The sequence below is a fragment of the Fictibacillus phosphorivorans genome (assembly GCF_001629705.1).
Classification (GTDB): Bacteria; Bacillota; Bacilli; order Bacillales; family Fictibacillaceae; genus Fictibacillus; species Fictibacillus phosphorivorans_A.
Genome location: NZ_CP015378.1, coordinates 3,532,757 through 3,553,079, shown reverse-complemented (window position 1 = coordinate 3,553,079; position 20,323 = coordinate 3,532,757). Strand labels below are relative to the sequence as shown.

16 protein-coding genes are annotated in these 20,323 nt (G+C 37.7%); 14 read left to right on the top strand and 2 right to left on the bottom strand.

What is annotated here, in order from left to right:
* The first annotated feature begins 131 nt into the window (after nt 1-131).
* A complete protein-coding gene (locus ABE65_RS18230; protein ID WP_066398099.1) occupies nt 132-851 on the top strand; it encodes a hypothetical protein in 720 nt (239 codons plus the stop codon).
* Between the two features lie 139 nt (nt 852-990).
* On the opposite strand, the gene ABE65_RS18225 is transcribed toward ABE65_RS18230, so the two are convergent.
* Both ABE65_RS18225 and secA2 read right to left on the bottom strand, forming a co-directional pair.
* Nucleotides 991-1,881 carry an accessory Sec system S-layer assembly protein gene (locus ABE65_RS18225; protein WP_066398092.1) on the bottom strand — a complete coding sequence of 297 codons (891 nt, stop codon included), beginning with the start codon at nt 1,879-1,881 and terminating at the stop codon, nt 991-993.
* 1 nt (nt 1,882) lies between these two features.
* Nucleotides 1,883-4,264 carry an accessory Sec system translocase SecA2 gene (gene secA2, locus ABE65_RS18220; RefSeq protein ID WP_066398091.1) on the bottom strand — a complete coding sequence of 794 codons (2,382 nt, stop codon included), beginning with the start codon at nt 4,262-4,264 and terminating at the stop codon, nt 1,883-1,885.
* 250 nt (nt 4,265-4,514) lie between these two features.
* On the opposite strand from secA2, the gene ABE65_RS18215 reads away from it, so the two are divergent.
* From ABE65_RS18215 to ABE65_RS18155, 13 genes are all read left to right on the top strand, one after another.
* Complete coding sequence (locus tag ABE65_RS18215) at nt 4,515-5,801, top strand: lipopolysaccharide biosynthesis protein (protein ID WP_066398090.1); 1,287 nt, start codon at nt 4,515-4,517, stop codon at nt 5,799-5,801.
* Nucleotides 5,802-5,809: 8 nt separating this feature from the next.
* Complete coding sequence (locus tag ABE65_RS18210; RefSeq protein ID WP_066398089.1) at nt 5,810-6,817, top strand: polysialyltransferase family glycosyltransferase; 1,008 nt, start codon at nt 5,810-5,812, stop codon at nt 6,815-6,817.
* A 29-nt stretch (nt 6,818-6,846) separates the two neighbouring features.
* Entirely contained in the window at nt 6,847-8,073 is a 1,227-nt protein-coding gene (locus ABE65_RS18205; protein WP_066398086.1) for a hypothetical protein, read from the top strand.
* 25 nt (nt 8,074-8,098) lie between these two features.
* Complete coding sequence (locus ABE65_RS18200) at nt 8,099-9,103, top strand: UDP-N-acetylglucosamine 4,6-dehydratase family protein (protein WP_066398084.1); 1,005 nt, start codon at nt 8,099-8,101, stop codon at nt 9,101-9,103.
* 9 nt (nt 9,104-9,112) lie between these two features.
* Nucleotides 9,113-9,805, top strand: a complete 693-nt coding sequence (locus tag ABE65_RS18195) for an acylneuraminate cytidylyltransferase family protein (protein ID WP_066398082.1) — start codon at nt 9,113-9,115, stop codon at nt 9,803-9,805.
* 1 nt (nt 9,806) lies between these two features.
* Nucleotides 9,807-10,841, top strand: coding sequence for an N-acetylneuraminate synthase (gene neuB / locus ABE65_RS18190; RefSeq protein ID WP_066398080.1), 1,035 nt, complete (start codon nt 9,807-9,809; stop codon nt 10,839-10,841).
* The gene (gene neuC / locus ABE65_RS18185; protein WP_066398076.1) at nt 10,838-11,986 is read left to right on the top strand and encodes a UDP-N-acetylglucosamine 2-epimerase; all 1,149 of its coding nucleotides are present in this window, start codon (nt 10,838-10,840) and stop codon (nt 11,984-11,986) included. The genes neuB and neuC overlap by 4 nt, the downstream gene beginning before the upstream one ends.
* 9 nt (nt 11,987-11,995) lie before the next feature.
* Nucleotides 11,996-12,604: an acetyltransferase gene (locus ABE65_RS18180; RefSeq protein WP_066398074.1), complete on the top strand. Its 609-nt coding sequence runs from the start codon at nt 11,996-11,998 to the stop codon at nt 12,602-12,604.
* A 25-nt stretch (nt 12,605-12,629) separates the two neighbouring features.
* Complete coding sequence (locus ABE65_RS18175; protein ID WP_066398072.1) at nt 12,630-13,790, top strand: DegT/DnrJ/EryC1/StrS family aminotransferase; 1,161 nt, start codon at nt 12,630-12,632, stop codon at nt 13,788-13,790.
* 430 nt (nt 13,791-14,220) lie between these two features.
* Entirely contained in the window at nt 14,221-16,572 is a 2,352-nt protein-coding gene (locus ABE65_RS18170; protein ID WP_066398067.1) for an N-acetylmuramoyl-L-alanine amidase, read from the top strand.
* Nucleotides 16,573-16,688: 116 nt separating this feature from the next.
* Nucleotides 16,689-17,441, top strand: a complete 753-nt coding sequence (locus tag ABE65_RS18165) for a glycosyltransferase family 2 protein (RefSeq protein ID WP_066398066.1) — start codon at nt 16,689-16,691, stop codon at nt 17,439-17,441.
* A 56-nt stretch (nt 17,442-17,497) separates the two neighbouring features.
* On the top strand, nt 17,498-18,379 hold the full coding sequence (galU, locus tag ABE65_RS18160; RefSeq protein WP_066398063.1) for a UTP--glucose-1-phosphate uridylyltransferase GalU: 882 nt from the start codon (nt 17,498-17,500) through the stop codon (nt 18,377-18,379).
* A 24-nt stretch (nt 18,380-18,403) separates the two neighbouring features.
* Nucleotides 18,404-19,705, top strand: a complete 1,302-nt coding sequence (locus tag ABE65_RS18155) for a UDP-glucose dehydrogenase family protein (protein ID WP_066398060.1) — start codon at nt 18,404-18,406, stop codon at nt 19,703-19,705.
* Nucleotides 19,706-20,323 lie beyond the last annotated feature (618 nt).

The window sequence follows — 20,323 nt, the reverse complement described above, 5'->3', positions numbered from 1 at the left end:
TTAAATAGAAGCAAATATTGTTTCTTATTTAAATGTAAACAACATGTATAGAAAGCGCGGTCCTTGTTGAATATTGTGAATAGCGAGTGGTAATATGATAGATGAACGTTCTGAGATGAAAGGGAATGAATATGAAAACAAAATGGAAATGGATTGTATTTAGTATCATTGCAATTGCAGCGACATTTTTAATAAAGAACCCTTATTATGATGCATCGCATGATGACAAAGTAGTAACAGAGAATACAGTTGAAAAAGCACGAGAGGCTTCTGTTAAATTAAGAGCAGCATATAAAGACAAGAACATTTATCTGAATGGAATTGATGCTCCATATGATAAAGCGAGAACCGAGTACGCGCATGCGATTGGCATGGTAAACGAACTGGAAAAAGGAGAGCGTAAAACGAGATTAAAAAGACAACTAAAATCAGTTGAACAAGAGATCGAGACAGCTAATACGTTTAATAAAGCAGTTCGCGCTGGTAAGATTTTGTTGACTGCTCAACAAGAAGCAGAAGCGGTTCATGTAAAAGAGCCTTTTGATATTAAAGCGGCTGTAAAATCACAAAAAGAACTTGAAGAAACGATCGACAAACAATCTGGTATTTTTACTGAAATCCCATTTAGTTATGTACAGAAAGATATGAAAGTTACGTATGTATATCCTGCTATGCAATTTAATAGAGATGCCATTTTCTATGTGGAAGGATTAGCTTTGTTAGATGAAGCAAAACAAAACCAGGTAGAAAGTGAAAAAATGAAATACGTGGATCAAGCGGTTGTTAAAGCAAACGGAATAAAACATAAAGAGCTTAAAGCGAAATTAGAAAAGAAAATTAAGGATATTTAAGAATGAAGAGCGGTGTGCACAATTGCACACCGTTTTTTGTAACGCATTTTTTATCAGTAACAGCAATAACCACTTGTAAGAACAACAAAGTATACAAAAAAAACAAAAGACCAAAGCATCAACTTTGGCCTTTTGTTTTTTAATTTGATGAAGGAACAAGTACTTTCCATCCACTAAAGTCTTCCGGCATATGCTGAACCAGGCTTTCAGGAAAAATAAAAGTCCATGGTTTACTGCAGAATGGGTTTACTGAGAAAGCTTCTAATTGAAAAACGCCTGAAGCTAAGCAAATGCCATCAGCACTAGTCAACTGCAAAGGCAGTTGAGATAACTCGATTTTTTTACTTGTTCCATTACGAACCAAAAGAGTAACAGCAATGCTGTTTTCCATGGCTTTCTCTGCTTTTAATCCAAAAAGATTTACTTCTTCGTTCTTTAAAGGTGTCAGTGACGAAATTAACTTTTTTAAATTTTCTTTTTCGTCTGCACTCAAGCGTTCTTCCCAAGCAGCTTCAAGTTCAAGTGTTTCGGAAGTTGGACGCTGTTTTTGCAGCTCAAATGCAAGTTTCCAGTCTGATAAATTCCATTCTGATAATGGGACCTGGAAATCTTCGGGTTCAAATAAAAATTTCCATGGTATGGAAGAAGAGGGAGGCAATTCTCCCAACATATTAAAATCAAATACTTTACGAGCAAGAATTTGATCAGATGAATCCATTACTAACAGAATCACTTCTTCAAAGCGAATCTTTGAAGGCAGTGTATTTCGAATAAAACCTTCAATTATTGCAGATTCATTAAAAACGATGAGGTCATACCCATTAATTGAGATCTGATTGGGCTGTAAATCAGGCAACAGTTGGTGGTAATATTGAAAAACATATTTTTCTTGTGGGCTAACCACAACGGCAGGATGAACAAATAATTCGGTTTTGCCTGCTCTTTCTTCTATAACTGCTTCGTGTAGAGGATTGTTGATTTCTTTAGAAGAAGAATCGGCTTCTTTTTTTCTTTTTAATAATGACCACATACTAAACCTCCATGGTGCTTAATGCTTGATCGGTTATATTCTGATTAAATTCCATCTGCAGCAATAGTTTTATTCGATTCAAAATTTCTTTGTTTAAATCAAAAGTCATTTCCTGAAAGAGAGCAAAGCCATTTTTCTCAAATGCACGAGTCGGATCTTCTTGACCATAACTGTGAAGGTTAATACCTTCTTTTAAGTTTTGCATATTTTCAAGGTGTCGGATCCAATTCTGGTCCAGCGTCTGCAAATAAACGCCACGAACCTGTTCACTCTGACAGAGTTGAAGCAGTTCTTCCTGTTGAAATGCATGTTTTACTTTCAGAAGGAATTCAGCTTCGATCTCATAGCGTTCTTTTCCTTTTATATCTTCCATACTAAAAGATTCGAAGGGAAGAATTTCTGATAATTGCTTAACAAGTTGAGCAAGATCCCATTCTTCAGCAACCAATTCTTCCTGACATTCTTGCTCGATAATCATCAACCCTGTTGAGCGCATGGTTTCTTCTGCTCGATCGCGAATGTTATCTGTTTCTAGAAGTTCATTTCTGAGCTTATAGATCGTGTCTCTCTGATTTTCAATAACGCTTTCTAGCTTCAACATATGTGAACGAGACGAATAATGGATACTCTCAATCGCTTCCTGTACATTTGAAATGTATTTAATGGCTTTTGTTGATAAGACACGGCCGCTTTCATCTGTTTTCACTTTTTTCTTCCAATTCTCGATAAGCTCTTGATCGTATAGGTTGAACAATTCGTCTTCAAGCGAGATGACAAATTGAGTTGTTCCAGGATCACCTTGACGGCCTGCACGCCCTCTTAATTGGTTATCAATCCTGCGGCTTTCATGACGCTCTGTTCCAAGAATAAAAAGGCCGCCAGCTTGTTTTACTTTTTCATCTAGCATGATATCTGTCCCGCGTCCTGCCATATTAGTAGCAATGGTAATCATGCCTTGTTTTCCAGCTTTTGAGATCATTTCTGCTTCTAATTCTTCACTCTTAGCATTAAGTAGCTGATGAGGAATTTTAGCCTTCTTAAGACCTTCAGCAAGCTTTTCTGACTGTTCGATGGAAGTGGTACCGATTAATACTGGTCGTTTCTCTTTGTATAGTTCTTTCACGGTATCAATGATTTTTTTATATTTCTGTTCTGATGTTTCATAGACAACGTCTTCTAAGTCAATTCGCTGTCTATCACGATTAGTAGGGATGACAGATACAGCAAGACCGTATGTTTGAAGAAATTCATCTTTATCCGTAAGCGCTGTTCCAGTTAAACCAGACAGCGACCTATATAGTTGGAAGTAATTTTGAATAGTGATCGTCGCAAATGTTTGATTCTCTTCTGTGATTTCAACGCCTTCTTTTGCTTCGATCGCTTGGTGAAGTCCATTGCTATAGCTACGACCGTCCATCACTCTACCCGTAAATTGGTCTACAAGCATAATTTTGCCTTCTCGAATGATATAATCGATATCTTTACGCATGATTACTAGTGCTTTAAGCGACTGATTGACAAAGTGGTTAAGAAGCTGATGTTCTGCATCATACAAATTATTGATTCCGAAAGCACGCTCGATCTTGTTTACTCCCTCATCTGTAAGGAAGACTTGCTTTGTATTTACTTCTAAGTTGTAATCAACATCATTTTGAAAACTTTCTACAACAAGAGCTGTTACTTTAAACAAATTAGCCGATTCACTTGATTTACTTGCGATAACAAGCGGTGTTTTCGCTTCATCGATCAAAATGCTATCTACTTCATCAATAAGAGCAAAATGCAGAGGACGTTGGACGCGTTGAGAGATATCCTGCACCATATTATCTCGCAGATAATCAAAACCAAATTCACTTCCGGTTCCATATGTAAGATCACACAAATATGCCTGCTGTTTTTCAACAGGCTCCATTTGCGAAATATTTAAACCTACCGTTAATCCTAAAAACTCATGAATTTTTCCTATTGTTTCATAGTCTCGATTGGCTAAGTATTCATTCACGGTAATAACATGTGAACCTTTTCCTTCTAAAGCTTTTACGTAACTTGGAAAAGCTGCTACTAGTGTTTTACCTTCTCCCGTTTGCATTTCTGCAATTTCATTATTTAATAAAGCTAGACCACCTATGAGCTGAACATCATATGCACGAAGACCAAGCACACGAAAAGCCGCTTCTCGAACCGTTGCGAAAGCTTCTTCAGAAATGTCATCGATAGACTTGCCATTAGATAGAGCTTCCTTAAACAGGAGTGTTTTTTCTTTTAACTCTAAATCACTCAGTTTTTGATAAGATGATTCTAATTTATTAATTGTTTCTATAGATTTTTTAAATCTTTTAAATGTCTTATTAGACTCACTTGATGCCTTTAACCCCAATAACATAATTCATCTCCCAATTCATTACAATATTAGTGAAATTATAACATAAAATACTAAATTTTAGAGATGTATTGGAATAATTTTATATTTATATAACATTTTTCATTTAGGACCTATAATCAAACTTTCTACGAAGAAGTATTGATGGGATATAGTTAGTTTAAAATGAAGATATACAGTGGTATGATTATGATGATTTTGAAAAAAACATGTCGAAAGAAAAGACGAAACAAAATTGCGAGGAAAGCGATACATGAAATACTCACCGAAGATAAAAAAACTTCTTACGAATAAATTTTTCGTGAACTCATTCTGGTATACGTTTGCAACGATGTTACCTCCACTAACAGGTATCATCCTTTTACCTGTTTTCACGAAATATTTTACTCCAGGGGAATATGGAATTTTCACAACCGTCCAATCATATGTTTGGATCCTGCAGCTTCTAATGATTCTTTCACTACACGGAGCCATTACTAGACTGTATTACGATTACAAAGAAAACAGTAAAGAACAAAAAGAATATCTGGGATCTGTAGTAATGTTTACAGTGGTATTCGCAGGTTTAATTTCTGCTTTACTTCTATTATTAAAGCCAATCGTTGGACCATTACTATTCAAAAATATTCCGATAGATCCTTACTATGATATTTTAATATATTTTGCATTATCGTCTTCTTTATCTCTAGTTCCAATGGCGATCTTACGTGCGCAAGAGAGAGCAAAGTCGTTCGTTGTGATTAATATTATTAAAAGCGTCATTGTTATGGCTGTTACTAGTATTGCGGTGATCTTTATGAATAAAGGGCCGGAAGCAGCTTTATTTTCGTTCATCATAGCAGGAATCGGAACTGGATTAGGATACGTTGGTGTTCTTTACAAGAGTGTCCGTCTGTCCTTCAAAAAGCAATATATTAAACAGAGCTTGGCCTTCAGCATTCCATTATTGCCACATGTTATAAGTGGATGGGCGATTACAGCTTCGAGTCGGTTTATTTTAGAGAAGTTTGTCTCTCTTGACGAACTTGGAAGGTTTTCATTAGCGGCTCAGATGGCCATGGTTTTGGGAATGCTATATACAGGTGTTAATAACGCTTTCGTTCCTCGTTATACGAGATTGATGAAAGACAGAAAAGAGAATGAAGCAAATAAGATTATGAAATATTTCCAAGTAGGAGTCATTGTACTTGGGGTCCTAGCCATCATCTTTTCGTTATTAGTTATTGAGTGGCTGCTTCCACCGAAATATAATGGTGTAAGTGGAATACTTATCTTTTTATTAACGGCTGAAATTGTAAGAGGATTTTATTTTGTTGTCGTAGCCCGATTATTTTATATCAAGAATACTAAGATCGTAGGCATTAGCAGTGTTTCAGCTGCAACGGTCAACGTTGGAGTCAATTTGATCTTAATCCCCATCATTGGTGTATGGGGCGCTGTAGTCGCAGCGATAGCGGCAGAGTTAACTCGATTTATTTTTAACCTTTATCAAGAGAGAAGATATCTGAACAAAAAGTTGCAAGCTGAAAGCCAGGAGTGAAAGAAGCTATGAACATATTTATGATTGAATCGCCCTTACAGTTAATTAATGCAATAGAAGCAAAGCATCATTTTTCTATTAAAAAGGAAGAAGCCGTTCTTTTAATCCTGCAGGCTGAGAATGAGAATACCATGAAACAGATCGCGAACATGGTATCAAAGGAAGAGTGGGCAGATGTACAAGTTATCGGAAGCGGAACGGGAAAAGTAACGTGGGTTACTCGTCTGTTCAGCTCGCGTAATGTTGTAAAACGATATCAGCAAGTAAATTATATTTTTATTGGAGACTATCGATCAGACATCATGCGAGATTTTGTTGTGTCTGTTAATCATAAGAAAGTCTATCTCCTCGACGATGGCAACGTGACCATCCGGATGTTTGAGATGATCTCAAATGGAAGATTGCCACAAGATTCAGGGGCCAAATTCATCATTAAATCGGCATTTAAAAAAGTTTTAACCCCAAAAGCACCAAAAAATAACGAAATAACCAATATAGCGTTCTTTACGACATTCGATCTAAAGTCAGATCACATCGAGATCGTCAAAAACAATTATGAATACTTTAGTTCGATCAGTAAGAATCAAGAAAAGAAGCCTGTGTTTTTCTTTTTGGGTGCACCGCTTAGCGAGAAAAATGTAATGGCTAGTGAAGAGAGATACATTGAATATCTGCGACAAGTAAAACGTTATTTACAAGATACAGAAATGGTTTATATCCCTCATCGAAGTGAGAGTCCTGAAAAGTTGGACAAGATAAAAAATGAACTGAATATTAAAGTCACGACCATTCAAACGTGTATTGAATTTGAACTTTCTAAAAATCCTTATCTACCAGAAGGATTAGGTTCTTTTTATTCATCTGCTTTAGGTACGTGTCATCAGATCTTTAAAGATTTGATCGAGATTAAAGCTTTTTATCTGCAACCTCAAGATCTTGCAGAAAAGAACCAGCCAGAAATAGAAAAGATCTACCGTTACTATGGGGAGTTTATGGATGTTGTTAAGGATTACTAAAACAGAATGCTGCAGTTGGAGGAAATGAAATGTTTTTTTATAGCTTTGCCCCGTGGGTGTTGTTTTTAATATTTGTTTATATTGCATATAAAAAAGACCTGCTTAAAAGTTTCTCAGGTGCCTTTTATGTTACGGTAACCTTCATGATTCTTCCAGCAGGGCTTTTCTATGCTTTTGGTGGTGAGCGATATTATGTCCCTAATGAGGACAGTATAAAATGGTTCAGCATCTATATGAGTATTTTATATGTAGCGATGATCGCCGGTCTATTTGTTCAGTACAAAGTGAAACAAATATTTCTAGAACGAGATTTCAAGCTTTCAGAAGGATTTCAAAATTACACCTACATCAAATGGATCAGTGTAATCGTATTCTCAGTTTGTTTTATCTATGTGATCTCTTTTGCAGACAAGATTCCACTCATACAGCTTGTATTAGGGAAGACGCTGCAAAATTCATTTAGCCGTCCTGATGTTGCTGGTGGCATTCCTTTCTTTTATACGTTTACGATTGTAGCGAATACGGTTATTCCGTTTTTCTTAATCTTAATGCTAAGTAAGAAGAATTTCTTTAAAGTAAACAATCGCACTTTGCTGATTGTTTTTACACTTATGGCTGTTATCTTTACTTCTGTAGCTCTTAACAAGAACACATTGTTCCTGATCATTATTTTCTTCATTCTATATGTCATTAAAAGTCGTAAGCGATTTGTTTATCTTTTTTCAGCTGGATTTGTATTCGTCGTTTACTATTTTGCTACAAAGGTATTTTTTAACGCAGGTGAGAACCCTTATAGTGCTTTCACGTTCGTCGAAAGTATCTTAAAACGAATCTTTGTAACACAAGGTGCTGGTCTTACAACCCGAATCGAATTTGAAGACAGACCCTTACCTGACGATACTTCTATTAAACGATATATTTTTGAACGTATGTATGGAAAAGAAGGCGGAAGTGCTCCAACCATCTTCTTCGGAGATAACATCATGACCGAATCTCTTCTTGTAACAGCCGTACTAATCGTAGCCGTTACATTGTTCTTCTTTGCACTTGCGGGAATGACGGATGGATTGTATCAGAAATCAAGAAAAGTTGAGTTTTTAGCATTTGGCTATGTTGTTTTTTATGGAGGACATTTATTAGGAATTTCAGAAGTTCAAAGCTTTGGTCTGCGAACACTACTTCCTATTGCATTGATAGCGGCTTTATATCTAACGGATAAGCTGGTGGACAAGACACAGCTCTTTAACAAAAATTAAGTAAAACATGAGGATTGGTGATTGTATGTTAGAAGGAAAGAAAGTTCTTATTACTGGTGGAACAGGTTCAATAGGGAGCGAGATCGTTCGACAAGTACTTGCTCAAAATCCCGCCGTTGTGCGTATTTTTAGCAGAGATGAATCTAAGCAGTTTGCACTTCAGCATGAGCTCTCAGATTTCACGAACGTGCGTTACCTCGTTGGTGATATCAGAGACAAGAATCGTTTGAATTATGCAACGAAAGATATTGATGTTATCTTTCATGCTGCTGCTCTTAAGCATGTTCCTTCTTGTGAATACAATCCTTTTGAAGCAGTAAAAACAAACGTGATCGGTGTACAAAATATTATCGAAGCAGCAATCGAGAATAACGTAGAGCGTGTTGTTTCTATAAGTACAGATAAAGTGGTAAACCCTATGAATACGATGGGTGCTACTAAACTTCTTTCAGAGCGTCTGATCTTAGCAGCTGAATACTATAAAGGTTCTGCAAGAACGATCTTCTCGTGTGTGAGATTTGGAAATGTTATGGGCTCAAGAGGCTCAGTTATTCCATTGTTTAAGATGCAGATTGAAGAGGGGAAACCAGTCACGCTAACAGACCGAGAAATGACACGTTTCATGATGTCTATTCCACAAGCAGCAAGACTTGTATTACGAGCGGCTGAACTTGCAAAGGGCGGAGAAGTATTCGTACTGAAAATGCCTGTTCTGAAGATTGAAGATCTAGCACAGACACTGATCGACGACTATAAAGAGAAACGTAAGGTTTCCGACGTTTCTGACATAGTAGAAGTTGGCGTGCGTCCAGGTGAAAAAGTTTACGAAGAATTGATGACGTTAGAAGAGTCTGAAAGAGCTTATGAGAATGAGATCATGTATGCGATCTATTCGCATTTGGATGCTGATTGGCAAGCACCCGCAGGTTTCAAAAAGGCAGATCGCAAAGCATATTCTTCTCATAACAGTCCGTTGATCTCAAAGCAAGAAATCTTTGAACTCATTGATGAGCAAGGACTTACCTTTTAGGAGGATCTTATGAATATTGTAGCTATCATCCCTGCTAGAGGTGGATCCAAAGGACTTAAAAGAAAAAACGTTCTGCCCTTGAATGGAAAGCCGCTGATCGCGTATTCCATAGAAGCTGCATTAAATCTTGGTGATGTCTCAAGAGTGATTGTCTCTACAGATGATGAGGAAATCGCAGAAATCGCAAAGCAATGGGGTGCAGAAGTCCCTTTCCTTCGACCGGAATATTTAGCATCTGATACCGCAACAACAATAGATGTATTAAAGCATACAATACATTTCTTAAAAGAAAATGAAGACTTTGAAACGGACCATGTCCTTCTCTTACAACCCACCTCTCCTCTTAGGACAGAACAACATGCGAGAGAGGCACTCGATCTTTATTTGAATGCTGGATGTCCTGTAGTCAGTGTTTCATTAGCAGACACGCATCCATTTCTAATGAGGGTAAAAAAGGAGGATTACTTGATACCTTTTATGGAACTTCCTGATCACAAGGCCACTCGTAGACAGGACCTTCCAGAAGTGTATGAGCTGAATGGAGCAATCTATCTTACAGATTATCATCACCTCATGATTGAGAATGCGATTTATACAGACAAGGTCATTCCATATGTGATGGACAAAAGGTCATCCGTGGATATTGATGATGAAATAGATTTTAAGTTAGCAGAAGTACTTTTAATAGATGGAGCTGTTTAATATGTTTCAAATAGGTGATAAAAAAATTGGTCACGGCGAACCTGCTTATATCATTGCTGAGATTGGTGTGAACCATAACGGTGATATGCAGCTTGCTAAACAATCGATTAAAAAAGCAGCAGAAATTGGTGCAGATGCTGTTAAATTTCAAACGTTCAACAGCAAGAAGCTCGTATCTAAGTATGCTGTAAAAGCAAAGTATCAAACTCAGAATACGAGTTCTGAGGAATCTCAGTTAGATATGCTTAAAAAACTTGAACTGTCTTATGAAGATCATATTGAGTTAAAGGACTATTGCGAACAGCTTGGAATTGAGTTTCTTTCCACTCCGTTCGATCCGGATAGCGCAAAATTTCTTAACGAGATCGGTGTGCATGCTTTTAAAATCGGTTCAGGAGACCTGACAAACCTGCCACTTTTACAAGAAATCAGCACATACAATCGACCTGTACTCTTGTCTACAGGAATGGGTAACCTTACAGAAGTAGAAGAAGCAATTGATGCTTTAAAAGGAACAGAGACTGCGATCCTGCACTGTACGTCTAACTATCCGACACCATGTGAAGATGTTAACCTTCGCGTGATGAATACGATGGAACAAGCTTTTGGAAAAATAGTAGGCTATTCCGATCACACATTAGGCTATGAAGTAACTGTTGCAGCTGTAACACTAGGTGCCAAAGTGATTGAGAAGCATTTTACTTTAGATCGTGACCTTCCAGGACCTGATCATAAAGCATCCATGAACCCTGAAGAGTTTGCTGAGCTAGTGCAAGCTATTCGTAATGTCGAGAAAAGCTTAGGTGATGGAATCAAGCGGTGCATGCCTTCGGAAGAAGATACTAAATCAGTAGCACGAAAAAGCCTTGTTGTGCAGGAAGATTTAAAACCAGGGGATGTTCTAACAGAAGAGAACTTAACTGTAAAACGACCAGGAACAGGGATTCCGCCTAAATACTTTTCACTATTGATCGGTAAAACAGTGAAAACAGAAATCAAAGAAGATAATGTTCTAACGTGGAATGATGTTCTATGAGTATTGAAAAAATCACAATCGTAACAGGCACTCGTGCAGATTATGGCATCTATCACCCGGTACTTCAGCGGTTGCAACAGGATCCTAACTTTCAAGTGAACTTACTTGTTACAGGGATGCATCTGTCTCCGCAGTACGGTATGACAGTAAACGAGATCGAAAAAGACGGTTTTGCTATTTTAGGAAAAGTAGATATGCTTCTTCAAGGTGACTCGGATGCCAACATGTCTAAAGGAATAGGCATTGGGATTCTCGGAATGACGCAGTTATTAGAGCAGGCAAGACCTGATCTTTTAATTGTTTTGGGGGACAGAGGAGAGATGCTAGCAGCGAGCATTGCTGCAGCTCACCTTAACATACCGATTGCTCATTTTCATGGTGGAGAAGTGTCCGGTTCAATTGATGAGTCAGTGCGTCATTCTATCTCAAAGTTTTCACACATCCACTTTCCTGCTACAGAAAAAAGTGCGGAAAGACTTCGGAAAATGGGTGAGGATGAGTGGAGAGTGTATCCAGTAGGAGCACCTCGCATTGAAACAATACAAAATGCTGAGCTTAAGAGCTGGAATGAAGTGAAAGCAGAGTATGCTCTTAAAGCAGAAGAAGACTTTATTCTTTTAGTCTTTCATCCCGTAACGACAGAGATTCAGGGAATAGAAGAACAGGTGAGGGCTGTATTAGGTGCGGTTGAGAAAACAGGAAAATCAGTTGTTTGCATCATGCCAAATTCAGATGCGGGTACTGAACATATCTTACGTATCTACAAAGAGTATCAAAATCACCCGCGTTTTGATTTTGTTACAAACTTTCAGCATCTCGACTACTTGACAGTGTTGAAGCAATGTATGGCTCTAGTAGGAAACTCATCATCTGGAATTATAGAAGCTGCTTCTTTTTCAAAACCAGTTCTGAATATAGGCTCAAGACAAAATGGCCGTGAAAGAAGTGGAAATGTGATTGATGTTCACCCGAATGATGAGACGATCACTCAAGGCTTGGAGAAGGTTCTTTCTCATTACTTTGTTGAACAAGTGAGAACCATGCATAATGTTTATGGAGATGGAACTACAAGCTCGAAGGTAGCAGAGATTATAAAGAATGTAGAAGTTAACGAACAACTTCTTCAAAAGAAAATCTCTTATTAGGAGGTCCACATGGTTGTAATTATTGGTGCTGGTGGACATGCAAAAGTCGTTCTGGATATCCTTAGGGCAAGCGGTCAAGAGATTGCAGGATTTTATGATGATCATCCAGAAGCAAAGTTAGAGGATCTCCCTCTTTTAGGAAAGATTAAAGAAATTTCATATTCTGAACATCAACATATTATTGCGATTGGTAACAATAACGTAAGAGAGACAATTGCAACGCAACTTAGTCAATTGAGCTGTAAAATCGGATGTGCGATTCATCCATCTACAGTAATCGGTAGTCAAGTAAAAATTGGTGATGGAACAGTAGTGATGGCTAACAGTGTTATCAACCACTCGGCTGAAATCGGAGACCATTGCATCATTAATACCGCTGCATCGGTAGATCATGATTGTAAGATTAGCCATTTTGTCCACCTTTCTCCAGGTGTTCACCTTGCTGGTAATGTTTTCGTTGGATCGAATGCTCACATAGGCATCGGTTCTTCTGTCATTCAATCGATTAAGGTTGGTGAGGGAGCAGTGGTTGGTGCAGGGGCAGTTGTTATTCATGATATTCCTGATCATACCGTAGCGGTAGGATGTCCAGCAAAGGTCATTAAATCAAATAAGTAAACTTATTAGAAAGCAGGTTGTAAAAATGTCTGCAAACGATAGAATCTTATTATCTACTCCCCATATGAGCGGGAACGAACAAAAGTATATCAACGAAGCATTTGAAACCAACTGGATTGCTCCACTTGGACCAAACGTTGATTTATTTGAAAAAGAAATCTCTGAATATGTGGGATCCAAAGGTGCTGCTGCGATCAGTTCAGGTACAGCGGGTATTCATCTAGCGTTAGACCTATTAGGCGTTAAAAGTGGTGATACTGTATTTTGCTCTTCTTTGACGTTTATCGCAAGTGCGAATCCTATTCTTTATTGTGGAGCAATTCCGGTATTTATCGACTCAGAGCGTGAGAGTTGGAACATGTCTCCTGTTGCTCTTGAAAAAGCGTTTAAAGAAGCGGAAGAAACGAACACCCTGCCAAAAGCAGTAATCGTTGTTAACTTATACGGCCAGAGTGCTGATATGGACCCGATACAAGAAATCTGTAATCGTTACAACGTACCTATTGTAGAAGACGCTGCTGAATCACTTGGAGCAACTTACAAAGATAAAATGAGTGGTACAATAGGAAAGTATGGCATCTTTTCTTTTAACGGAAATAAGATTATTACGACATCTGGCGGTGGGATGCTTGTATCAGATGATACAGAAGCATTAAGCAGAGCTAGATTCCTTGCGACACAAGCAAGAGATCAGGCACCACATTATCAACACAGCAAAATGGGCTATAACTATCGTATGAGTAATATTCTTGCAGGTGTAGGAAGAGCTCAATTAGAGGTATTAGATGAAAGAGTGAACGCGAGAAGAGAAGTCTTTGATCGTTATAAAATTGCTTTTTCAGAAATTGATGCGATTGAAATGATGCCAGAAGCTGAATTCGGCCGATCTACAAGATGGCTGACAGCTCTGACAATCAACCCTGAGAAAACAACAATTAAGCCGATGGACCTTATAAACTATTTAAATGAACATAATATTGAGGCACGTCCAGTGTGGAAGCCGTTGCATCTTCAACCGTTATTTGATGGAATAAATTACTTTACACACGGCGAAGAAAGTATTTCTGATTATCTATTCTATAATGGTGTGTGCTTGCCTTCTGGATCGAATATGACAGTAGAGCAACAACAGCGAGTGATTGAACAAGTGAAGAAATGCTTCGTATCAGAGAGCGCTAAAATATAATCTTATTAACATCGAAAGCAGATTCCAAAGTATCTTTGGGGTCTGTTTTTTTTGTCTTTCTTTACGTTTATTTTTATGTAAAAGCTATTTTATCTCGATCGTTTAACACAGTAGCATTAACATTTTATGCTGGAGTGATTCAGTTATATATGCTTGTAATTACAAAAAGATTGGATAATTCAACAACTTAATAACTACTAAAATCCTATAAAATTAGAAAATTTTAGAATTTTTTGCCCTAACTCTCTTCCATAAAAATGGAAAACATTATAAAATTATAGAAGATTTTGTAGGAAAATGTCTAAATAACAAAATCTATCTGACGATAATATTGTTGGAATAGAAATTTCCAAAAAAGGGGGAGAGAGGGATTTACTTCGACCAATTTTGATCATGGTAAAGGAAAATCATAAAGGGTAAGGGGAACGTAATGCGTAATAAAATATCTATATTATCCATTCTTTTTGTATTTATGTTTATGTCTGTTTTTCATCCTAAAGTGGACGCAAGTCTTGCAAAAGGACAAGTTACCTCTTTAACAGTTGGTACTCCATTAACGGCAGGGAAAGCAATTTCTATTTCATCTGCTGCTAAAAGTCCGAATCAAGCGCTGTATAAATTTCATGCTCAAGATAAGAAGTCAGGAACTTGGGCAGTAATTAAAGATTATTCTTCTATTTCTTCAACGACTTGGACGCCAAAGACAGAAGGCTCTTATCGCGTAGTTGTTCATGTGAGAGATAGTAAGAGCAATGCTTCATATGACTCTTATACGTATAAGGACGTTGTTGTAAACTCAGGTATTTCAAAAGCAAAGGTATCTGCAATGACAGTAGGAAATCCGCTTGTGATTGGAAATTCTACAATGGTAAAAGCAACAGCTTCAAGTCATAACCAACCGCTTTATAAGTATCTTCTCGGAAACAGAACGACAAATGAGTGGACGGTATTAAAGGATTATTCAACATCATCATCCTATTCATGGGTTCCACAAAAAGAAGGTACATTTAGAGTAGTTGTACATGTGAAAGACAGTAAAAGTACTGCTTCATACGACAGTTATGACTATAGAGATGTTAAAGTATCTTCTGCATATACGGCATTTGCAAAGAGTTTGAACGTAAAAAAAATGGCTTATGTCGGTTACAAAGAAACGATTTCAGGTAGTGCAGAGAGCACATCACATGCGCTATATAAATTCTTCTTAAATAACCGTGATACAGGTGAATGGATTACTTTACAGGAGTATGCAAGCAATTCTAAGCTCTCCTACACACCTCCAAAGCCTGGTAATTATCGCATTGTTATGCATGTGAAAGATGAAATGAGCAAAAAGGATTATGATCATTACCGTTTTGAAGACATTACAATAAAAAATCTTTCCAAAGCAGAAGTCGATCCGTTACAGACTACAGAAAATCTATTTTTGAATCCAGCTAACGTGATTACTGCAAAGGCAAAGTCAGATAACACTGCTCTTTATAAGTTTATCGTGAAACACCCAGACCAAACTTGGGAGACATTGCAAGAATTCTCTCCAAACGGAAAAATCACTTGGAAGCCTTCTAAGCTGGGTGATTACCGAGTAGTTGTACATGTGAAAGACAGTTATAGCAAGAATACGTATGATAATTACACGTTTAAAGATGTTGAAGTAAAAGAACATCCTACATCGGATTATCAAGAATTCAAAACAGATAGAGCGTTTTATTATACAAATCAAACCACTAAAATTACTCATGTGGCAAAGAGTTCCATCACAGGGCAATTTAAAACGGTTGTGAAGGACCAAGCGACAGGAGTAGAAACAGTTCTACAAAATTATGATTCGAAAACACAAATCAATTGGACACCGAGTAAAAAAGGGACTTATCTGATCAAGGTGTATGCGAAGGACCAGTATAGTCCAAAAGCATATGACGATTATTATGAAAAAGTCTTAACCGTTTCAGAAGCTCCCAAAGCTAAGTTAACAACCTTTGCAATGAATGCTACAGCGTTTTATTCGGATAAAACATATCCAGTAACAGCTGCAGCTTCCTCTTCTAACGGTGCTCTTTACAAGTTCACAGTTAGAGACGAAACAACAGGGAAATGGACCATTTTAAGTGATTATAGCATGATAAGCACTTATAACTGGGTTCCTAAATACAAAGGAAAATATCGAATGGTAGTGCATGTGAAGGATCGTTATTCAAATGCTGCTTATGACGATTATAAATTCAAAGATGTAACTGTAACAAAGATCACAAAAGTTGTGATCGATGCAGGACATGGCGGAAGTGATCCTGGAGCGATAGGAAGCAACAAAACACATGAAGCGGATTTGACATTAGACATTTCACAGCGTGTTGTAAAGATGCTTAACGAACAAACAGACTTTGTTGGATTAACTACAAGAGAGACTGATAAATACGTCACATTAAGTGACAGAGTAGCTTTTGCAAACAGTCAGAATGCAGACATGTTTATGTCCATTCATTACAATTCGAGCACAAGCAAAGATGCTCATGGCACTGAAACGTATATCTATTACAACTCAGATCCTACATTTGGAAAAATCATTCATAAACATCTGATTGCAGCTACAGGACTAAGAGACAGAGGGCTAAAAGAAAGTAATTTCTATGTTATTAAAAACACAAAAATGCCAGCTGCACTTGTTGAAATTGCATTTGTCAGCAATCCAGCAGAAGAAAAGTTAGCTAATACCACTGCTTTCAAAGATAAAGTATCTCGCGCATTAGCGGATGCACTTATCGAATATGCGTACTTGCGTTAAAATAAGAGTTGCTCTTCGGAGCGCTCTTTTTTTGATTGTTTGTAACCTTTGGAGTAGAGGGGTATAATAAGTATGCTTTATATCCATAAAAGTATTAAAATTGAGGTGTAAGGAAATTGGATGAAATATTAGTGAGTGTAATCACTCCATCATATAATGCAGAAAAATTTATTCAACATACAATAGCTTCCGTACAATCTCAGACCCATCAAAACTGGGAGATGCTTATTGTTGATGATTGTTCGAAAGACAGTACAGTAGAGATCATCAAACAAATTTCTTCAGAGGATCCTAGGGTGAAGCTCATTCAGCTGGAGACCAATTCAGGAGCGGCAGTAGCAAGAAATACGGCCATTGAAAATGCTAATGGAAAATACATAGCTTTTTTAGACAGTGATGATTATTGGAAGCCTGAAAAGCTAGAAAAACAATTAAGTTTTATGGAAAAGAACGATTACGTGTTTTCTTATACGAATTACGATATCGTCAGTGAGGATGGCACCCCAACGGGTACCGAGGTAAAAGTTCCTCACTCTTTAACGTATCATGACCTATTAAAAAATACGATCATCGGCTGCCTAACGGTAATGGTGAATATTGAAAAAATAGGAAAATATAAGATGCCAAACATTCGTACTCGGCAAGATTTTGCTTTGTGGCTATCCATTCTTAAAGATGGCTATACGGCATACGGCTTACAAGTTCCTTTGTCTTGCTATCGAAAAGTAGAAGGATCGATTTCGAGCAACAAAGTTAAGGCTGCTAAAAAAACATGGGCTGTTTATAGAAATATCGAAAAATTAAGTTTACCTTACTCAGCTTGGTGTTTTGTAAATTACGCTTATAATGCTGTCAAAAAATCAAGATAATCGGCGACTACTATGAAATCAGAGATAGAATCCTTTAAAAACAGGAGTGGAAAATTATGAAAGTAAAAAAAGCGATAATACCCGCTGCAGGATTAGGTACAAGATTCTTACCAGCAACAAAAGCACAACCAAAAGAAATGCTGCCAATCGTGGATACACCAACGATACAATACATTATTGAAGAAGCTGTGGATGCAGGTATTGAAGACATCCTGATCGTAACTGGAAGAGGAAAGCGTGCGATTGAAGATCACTTCGATAAATCTCTTGAACTGGAAGAAACATTGAAGGAAAAAGGAAAGGATGAAGAGTTAGCTCGTATTCAGAAGATCTCGAATATGGCTGATATTCACTATATTCGTCAAAAAGAACCAAAAGGGCTTGGACATGCTATTTGGTGTGCACGTAAATTTATCGGTAATGATCCATTTGCAGTTATGCTTGGTGATGATATTGTTCGCGCGCAAAAGCCTTGTCTAAAACAACTTATTCAAGAATTTGAAGCACGCAACTCTTCAGTAATCGGTGTTCAAGAAGTACCGACGAAAGATGTTTCTAAATATGGAGTTGTAGAATACGACAATTCGTTCAACTCTGGTAATGGACTATATAAAGTGAAAAGCCTTGTGGAGAAGCCTTCGATTGAAGAAGCGCCGTCTAACTTGGCTATTATGGGAAGATATGTGTTAACGCCTGAGATCTTAGACATTCTGGAGCATTTAAAGCCTGGAAAAGGGAATGAGATTCAGCTTACAGATGCGTTGCAGGAATTAAATGGAATTCAAGAAGTGTTTGCATATCTGTTTGAAGGTAAACGCTATGATATAGGGGATAAATACGGCTTTGTTCAAGCGACCGTAGAATTCGCCTTAGAGAGAGAAGATATTGGAGAGCCTTTGCTTAATTGGCTGAGACAAGTAGTAAAAGAACGTTCATAATTGTATATTTTGGGGAGTGGAAGAATGAATATTTGTGTTATTGGAACAGGGTATGTCGGACTAGTGTCAGGAACTTGTTTTAGTGAAATCGGAAACAAGGTTACCTGTATCGATTTAGATGAAGAAAAGATCGAACGCCTTAAACAAGGAATCATACCGATCTATGAGCCTGGTTTAAAGGAATTGGTGTTAAAAAATATTGAAGAAGAACGTCTTCACTTTTCAACCAACTTGGCTGAAGGTATGAAGGATGCAGAAGTAGTCATTATCGCTGTTGGAACTCCGCAGGCACCATCTGGAGAAGCAAACTTAGAATATGTAGAAAATGTTGCGGTTTCGATCGGAGAAAACTTAAACGGTTATAAAGTTATTGTTACAAAAAGTACGGTTCCAGTAGGTACGGGACAACGTGTGAAGAGCATCATTAGTGAGTATTCACATGGTAAGTATGAATTTGATGTTGCTTCTAACCCAGAGTTCCTCAGAGAAGGTTCAGCGGTATACGATACAATGAATATGGATCGAGCTGTTATTGGAGTAGAGTCTAAGCGAGCAGAAGAAGTTCTTACTAAGCTTCATGAGCCATTTAACACAGAAGTTGTTGTAACAAACGTTGAGACGTCAGAAATGATTAAATATGCTTCCAATGCATTCCTAGCTACAAAAATCAGTTTCATCAACGAAATCGCTAACCTAAGCGAACATTTTGGAGCAGACGTTATCAAAGTTGCTGAAGGTATGGGCCTTGATAAGAGAATTGGAAAGCATTTCTTACAAGCTGGTATTGGATACGGTGGTTCATGTTTCCCGAAAGACACAAGTGCTCTTATCCACATCGGAAGAGAAGTTGGGGAAGACCTCAGCATCCTTAAAGCTGTAGAAGAAGTTAACGGAAAGCAAAGAATGAGAATTGCTGATAAAGTGAACGAAATCTACCCTGATCTTGAAGGTAAGAAACTTGCCGTTCTAGGGCTGGCGTTCAAGCCAAATACAGACGATATGCGTTATGCGCCTTCCATTGATCTTATTCCGTACTTCAAGAACAAAGGTGCTGAAGTAATCGCTTATGATCCGATCGCTTATGAAAACGCAGCGAAAGAGATCGAAGGACTGCAATATTCTACAGATCTTTATGAGACCATTAAAGATAGCGATGCCGTTATCATCTTAACGGAGTGGGATGAAGTGAAAAAGATGGATCTTTCGAAAGTAAAAGAATTAGTTAACGAACCGATTATTATTGATGGCCGAAACATCTACAAGTTAGATGATATGAAAAATTCCGGCTTCTATTATGCTTCAATCGGTCGTCCAACAATCAAATAAATGAAACGAGATGCTAGTAAAGCTCAGCTTTATTAGCATCTTTTTTTATGCTTTTTTCTTAGGGCTGTTTTCGTATTCATAGTTGTTTGACGAAAGTAGTTGATTTCCATTCCGGGTTGCTCGCTTTCCGCGGGGCAGGCGGTGAGCCACATTCATACGATTCCGTATAAGTGTCTCACCTGCCCGCCTGTCCCGCAGGAGTCTCGCACCCTCCACTCCAATCAACAGTCAAAGAAGGAATTTAAAAAAATTAAAGCAACTAACAACAGACTTTCTAGTGGCTTAAGGTTGCCGTACCTATGTGCAAGAGGTATGCGCCCTCAACCGTTAGCCTCATGGAAAGCGAGCATTCTGTAGTGCGTATCAATCACCTCTGGAAAGCAAGGCAACAATGTAATTGAAGACATCATGTTTTATTAAGAATTTGTAAATCCAATAAACCTTTGCGTTTGAATCCCTTATAAACAGGGGATTTATACTTCAGTCGTAAAGAATCGTATGTAAAGGAATAAATTCACAACGAAGGTATACCCAGAAAGACTCGAAAAAAGTCGAAAAAGTGAGTATCGCCTTGAAAAGGATCAAGGAAAGATTTACAAAAAATTGACAAAAAAAACA